4 protein-coding genes are annotated in these 6,004 nt (G+C 71.3%); 1 reads left to right on the top strand and 3 read right to left on the bottom strand.

All coding sequences use genetic code 11. The features are described 5' to 3' along the window. Positions 1 to 1,535 (top strand): thioesterase domain-containing protein (locus AB0L29_RS35350; protein WP_365833445.1); only part of this gene is annotated, 1,535 nt, incomplete at its 5' end. A 164-nt stretch (positions 1,536 to 1,699) separates the two neighbouring features. On the opposite strand, the gene AB0L29_RS35345 is transcribed toward AB0L29_RS35350, so the two are convergent. From AB0L29_RS35345 to AB0L29_RS35335, 3 genes are all read right to left on the bottom strand, one after another. Next, positions 1,700 to 1,906, bottom strand: coding sequence for a ferredoxin (locus tag AB0L29_RS35345; protein WP_365833443.1), 207 nt, complete (start codon positions 1,904 to 1,906; stop codon positions 1,700 to 1,702). 69 nt (positions 1,907 to 1,975) lie between these two features. After that, complete coding sequence (locus AB0L29_RS35340; protein ID WP_365833441.1) at positions 1,976 to 3,016, bottom strand: cytochrome P450; 1,041 nt, start codon at positions 3,014 to 3,016, stop codon at positions 1,976 to 1,978. A 298-nt stretch (positions 3,017 to 3,314) separates the two neighbouring features. Then, positions 3,315 to 6,004, bottom strand: a 2,690-nt coding sequence (locus AB0L29_RS35335) for a type I polyketide synthase (RefSeq protein ID WP_365833438.1), incomplete at its 5' end; no start/stop codon positions are given.

Raw genomic sequence — 6,004 nt, 5'->3', positions numbered from 1 at the left:
ACTACGCCGCCGCGAACACGTTCCTGGACGCCCTGGCCGTCCACCGCCGGGCCCAGGGCTTGCCGGCCACCTCCCTCGCCTGGGGCCTGTGGGCCACGGCCACCGGCATGAACCAGGCGCAGGCGGACGCGGAGGTGCGGATGGCCCGCCTGGGCCTGCCCGCCCTCGCGGTGGACGAAGCACTCGCCCTGCTGGACGCGGCCGTAATCCGCACCGACCAGCCCGTCCAGATCCCCCTGCGCGTCGACCCCACCGCCCTCGCCGCGCGGACGGACGTACCCGCGCTGCTGCGGCAGCTGGTACCAGTCACTCGCCGCAGGGCCGGCCGGGCCACGCAGACGGCCTCTCTGCGGGGCCGGCTGGCGGAACTGGACGCCGCAGGACAGGTCGGGCTCCTGACCGAGGCCGTCCTGACGTACTGTGCCTCGCTGCTGGGCCATTCCACCGCCGACGCGGTGGACCCCGAACGGGATTTCCTCGAAGCCGGCTTCGACTCGCTCAGCGCGATGGAGCTGCGCAACAGCCTCAACGCGGCCACCGGGCTACGGCTGCCCGCGATGGTCGTCTTCGACAACAAGAACCCCGCCGCCCTGGCGCGTTACGTCCAGGGGCAGTTCAGTGCCTCCGCCACCGCGGGACCGGCGGAGGGGCCGGCCGGGGGCTCGGAAGGGGACGCGCACAGCCAGGACGCCGAGGACACGCTGAGCGCCCTGTTCCGTCGCGCCGTTCTGAGGGGCTCCATGTCGAAGGCGTTCGACCTCCTGGCGGCCGTCGCCAACACGCGCCCCGGGTTCTCGTCGGTGAGCGAGCTCGACCAGGCACCGCCGCCGGTGAAGCTGGCCGACGGTCCCGGCACCCCCCGGCTGATCTGCGTCAGCACCCCCATGGCCACGGGCGGCGTCTACCAGCAGGCGCGGCTCGCTTCGTACTTCCGCGGTGTACGGCAGGTGTCGGCGGTGCCCGTCTCGGGGTTCGGTTCCGCCGAGCTGCTGCCCGACACTCCCGAGGCGGCCATCGAGGCCCTGGCGGCGAGCGTGCTGGTGGCGGCGGAGGGCGAGCCGTTCGTAGTGGTCGGCTACTCCGCGGGCGGGCTGCTCGCCCACGTCACGGCCCAGCATTTGGAGAGGGTGGCGGGAGTGACGCCGGCGGCCGTGGTGCTGCTCGACAGCTACCGTGCCGACAAGGGCGGCAACAACCTCGACGAGGGCCTGGTGCTCAGCATGCTGGAGAAGGAGGACACGCTCGGCCGGTTCGACAGCTACCGGCTGTCCACGATGGGCCGGTACGTGGAGCTCGTACCGAAGCTGACCGCCGAGGACATCGACGCGCCCGTGCTGTTCATCCAGTGCACCGAGACGTTTTCGCCGGCGGGCGCGGCCGAGGACACCGCCGCCCACGGAGGCGACTGGCAGGCCAAGCCGTGGAGCCCGTCGCACACCGTGCGGACGGTGAGGGCCAATCACTTCAGCATCTTGGAGGAGGGGGCCGAGGACACCGCACGGCACATCGAGGAGTGGGTCCGTACGCTGCCCTGACCGGGCCGGAGCGGCACCGCGAGGGCCGAGCCGGGGTGGGCGGTGAACGGACCGCACACCCCGGCTCATCGCTGCCCGTCCCAGAACCGGGCAGAGCACGACGGGAGCGTCCCCGCCCGGGTGGGCGGGGACGCTCCCGTCGTGCTCAGGTCACGGTGCCGGCGTCAGTCGGACGAGCCGTCCTCCACGGAGATCGCCGACACGGGACAGGTGAGGACCGCGTGGTCCACCGACACCCGGCTCTCCGCTGCCGGAGTGTCCTCGGTGAGGCGGACGCGGCCGTCCTCGTCGTCCTGGGTGAACACGGCGGGCAGGGTGAGCACGCAGGTTCCGGAGCCGATGCAGCGTTCGCGGTCGACCTGGATTCGCACCGGTCGTTCCCTTCCTCGTCTCGGGGGGCCGGGTCACCACTGGCGTCCGGGCCCCAAGGGCGACTGCGCCTACCAGGTGACGGGAAGGGCGTCCAGTCCCTGGATGAGCGTGTACTTCTTGAACGGCAGTTCCTCCGCCGGCACGGCCAGGCGCAGCGTGGGGATCCGGGCGAAGAGGGTGTTGTACACGATCTCCAGCTCGACCCGCACCAAGCTGGCGCCGGGGCACTGGTGGATGCCGTGGCCGAAGGCCGAGTGCAGGCCTATCTCACGGAAGATGTCGAGGCTGTCCGGGTTCTCGAAGGCCCGCTCGTCCCGGTTGGCCGAGCCGTTGAGCGCGATGATGCCCTCGCCCTTGCGGATGAGGACGCCCTCGATCTCGATGTCCTCCGTGGCCGTACGGGAGGTCGCGGAGTCGGCGATGCTCAGGTAGCGCAGCAGTTCCTCGATGGCGTTCTTGGTCAGGGAGGGGTCCTGCTTCATCCGCTCCAGCTGCTCGGGGTGCTCCAGCAGCACGCCGACACCGAGGACGATCATGTTGGTGAGGGTGTCGAAGCCGCCGGAGATGAGCATCCGGGCAAGGGCGACGATCTCCTTGTGCTCGAGTGAGCCGTCCTCGCGGTTCTTCTGGATCACCCGGCCGAGCAGGTCGTCGGTCGGCACCTCCTCCTTCGACGTGACGAGCTTGTCGAGGTAGTCGTCCATCTCGGCCATCGCCGCGCCGATGTCCTCGGGGGTGACGTCGCTGCGGACCGTGCGCTCCGCGAAGTCCCGGAAGTGGGGGATGTCCTCGTGCGGCACGCCCAGGAGCTCGCACAGGATGAGCGAGGGCACCGGAATGGCCAGCTCGTTCAGCAGGTCGACCGGGCCGCCCTTCTCCAGCATGGCCGTGATGTGCTCGTCCACGACCTCCTGGATGCGGGGGCGCAGCGCCTGGACACGCTTCACGGTGAGCTCGGGAATGATGGCCCGGCGGTGCTGGGCGTGCTGGGGCAGGTCCATCGCCACCAGCGGTGTCTCCATCGCCGCGAGGGCCTCCGGCGGCACCGGGACCTGAAGCGGGTAGCCGGGGTTGACGAAGCTCGAACTCATGTTGGGCTCGGTCAGCACGCGTCGCACGTGCTCCTGGCGGGAAACGACCCAGACTTCCTTTCCGGAAACCGCCAGCTTCACCTTGAAAACAGGTTTTTCCGCCCGCAATTCCGCGTATTCGGCCGGCGGCTGGAAGGGGCATTTGCGCTCCATCGGAAAGAGCGGCGGTTCGACCTCCGCGCCTTTCGTGTCCTCACTCGCCACGGTCATTATTCCGTCCTCTCCCTGCGCGAATACACAAGCGAATTCCACGTTCCACGTGGTCGCCCAGTATGGTCCCGGCCTTGTGGCCGGAGCATCCCCTATCCGACCCCTACTACTTGAATATCTCGAGTTCGCTGTCGAGGATGTCGAAGAGTTCGTCGGCGGACGCGTCCTGAAGGTCCGCGTCGACCGTGGGCCCCTCTGTCTCGAAAAGCAGCTCGCTCAGATGGGCCGCGAGATCCGCCGCGGAGGGGTGGTCGAAGACCAGCATGGGCGGCAGGTTCCGGCCGGCCAGTGTGACCATCCGGTTGCGCAGTTCCAGCGCGCTCAGCGAGTCGAACCCGATGTCCAGGAAACCCCGGTCGGGGTCGATCGCCTCGGAGTGGCTGTGCCCGAGCACCTCGGCCGCCCTGGCCCGCACCATCTCCAGCATGCGGCGGTCGCGTTCGGCCGCGGGCAGGCCCGCCAGCAGGTCCACCGCGGTCGCGGCACCGGCGCCCGCCTCCGCAGCTCGGGCGGCCCTGCGGACCGGGACGCGCACGAGTCCGCGCAACAGCGCCGGCACCTCGCCCTCGCGTACGCGCAGCGCCGCGGTGTCGACCCGCATCGGGACGACGACGCTCTCTCCCGTCGCCATCGCGGCGTCGAACAGGGCCAGCCCCTCGTCCGCGGTGAACGCCGGAAGTCCCTGACGGCTCATGCGGTCGAGGTCGGCCCGGCTCAGCTCGCGGCTCATGCCGGAGTCGATGCCCCAGGCTCCCCAGGCCAGTGAAGTGACGGGCAGTCCCTCGGCGCGGCGCCGGACGGCCAGGGCGTCCAGGAAGACGTTGGCGGCCGCGTAGCCGGCCTGCCCCTGGGCGAGGACCAGTCCCCCGGCCGACGAGTAGAGCGCGAACATCGCCAGATCGGTGTCCCGGGTCAGCTCGTGCAGGTGCCAGGCGGCGTCCGCCTTCGGGCCGAAGCCCTCGTCGAGCCATGCGTCCGGCCAGGTGGCGACCAGACCGTTGTGGACCACGCCCGCCACGTGCACCACCCCGGTCAGCGGATGCGCGTCCGGCACCGAGGCGAGCACATCCTGTACGGCCTCACGGTCGGACACGTCGCAGGCGACGACGGTGGCGACGGCGCCCAGTCCGGCCAGCTCGGCGACCAGTTCCTCGGCTCCGGGAGCCGCGGGGCCGCGACGGCTGGTCAGCAGCAGGTGCCGTACACCCCAGGTGGTGACGAGGTGACGGGCCAGCAGCGCGCCGAGGCCTCCGGTACCGCCCGTGATGAGCACCGTGCCCTCGGGATCCGGTCGCCGCGGCTGCTCCTCCGGGGCGGCGGTGATCCTCGCCAGCCGCGGCACGAGGACGTCACCCGCACGCAGCGCCGCCTCCGGCTCACCCGACGCGACCACACCGGCCAGCGCCTTGCTCGACTCCGCGGTGCCGTCGGTGTCGACGAGGACGAAGCGCCCGGGATGCTCGGCCTGCGCCGCGCGCACCAGGCCCCACACGGGGGACGTGGCGAGGTCCGGAAGTTCACCGTCTCGTACGGTGACGGCGCCGCGGGTGACCACCACGAGCCGGGCGTCGGTGAAGCGCTCCTCCGCCAGCCAGGTCTGCACCCTCCGCAACACGTCCCTGGTGGATTCGCGCACCGCGTCCAGTACGTCGCCCTGGGCCGCCGCGCACTCGTGGACCACGGCGTCGGGCACCGAGTCCGTGGCGAGTGCCTCGTCCCGGGAAAGCAAGGTGATGTCCGTGTCCGGTGCGGTGAGCGCGGTCCACTCGACGCGGAACAGGGACTGGTCGGCATCGGACGCGGACGAGCGGAGCTGCTCGGCCGACACCGGCCGGAACGACAGGGCCGCCACGGAGGCGACGGGCGCACCCGCCGAGTCGGCCAGTTCCAGGGCCACTGTGCCGGGGGCCTCCCGCAGCAGGGCGACCCGCAGAGCGGTGGCCCCGACCGCGTGGAGCGAGACTCCGCCCCAGGAGAACGGCAGCAAGGTCTGCTCGTCGCCGCTCTCACCGAGGCTGAGGGCGTGCATCGCCGAGTCGAGCAGCGCCGGGTGCAGGCCGAAGCGCCGGGCCTCCTCGTGCTCCTCTTCCGGCAGGGCCACCTCGGCGAACACGTCGTCCCCTCGCCGCCAGGCCGCCTTCACTCCCTGGAAGGCGGGACCGTAGGCGTAGCCCTGCCGGAACAGCAGGTCGTAGATGCCGGTGACATCCACGGGCGTGGCGCCCGGCGGGGGCCACTTCGTGAGGTCGGCGGACGGGGCCGCGGTGTCCTCCGCGAGGACGCCGACACCGTGCAGTGTCCAGGACACGTCGGCTGCAGCACCGGGATCCCGTGAGTAGATGTGCAGTGCGCGTCGGCCCTCCTCGTCCCGCGCGCCGACGGAAACCTGCACGTGCAGTCCTCGGTCGGACAGGATCAACGGTGCCTGGAGGGTCAGTTCCTCCACGGTCCCGCAACCGACCTGCTCGGCGGCCCTGGTCGCCAGCTCCACGAAGCCGGTGCCCGGCAGCAGCAGGCTGCCGAGGACATCGTGGTCGGCGATCCACCGCTGGGTGTCGAGCGCGAGCCGGCCGGTGAGGACGACCCCGTCCGTGTCGGCCAGCCCGATCGCGGCGCCGAGCACGGGGTGGTCCACCGCGTGCTGCCCCACCGTGGCCACACCCATGTCGAGGCCGGCCTGGGCGTCGATCCAGTACCGCTTGCGTTGGAAGGCGTAGGTGGGCAGGTCGACGCGGGTGACGTTCCGGCCGGCGTAGAAGCCGTCCCAGTCGACCTCGGCCCCGGAGACGAACAGCT

Origin of the sequence: Streptomyces sp. NPDC052701 (assembly GCF_040678355.1) — a bacterium.
In the GTDB taxonomy this organism is placed as follows: Bacteria; Actinomycetota; Actinomycetes; order Streptomycetales; family Streptomycetaceae; genus Streptomyces.
Note: the sequence above shows the minus strand (reverse complement) of the source record. Positions and strands in the feature narration are given on the sequence as shown.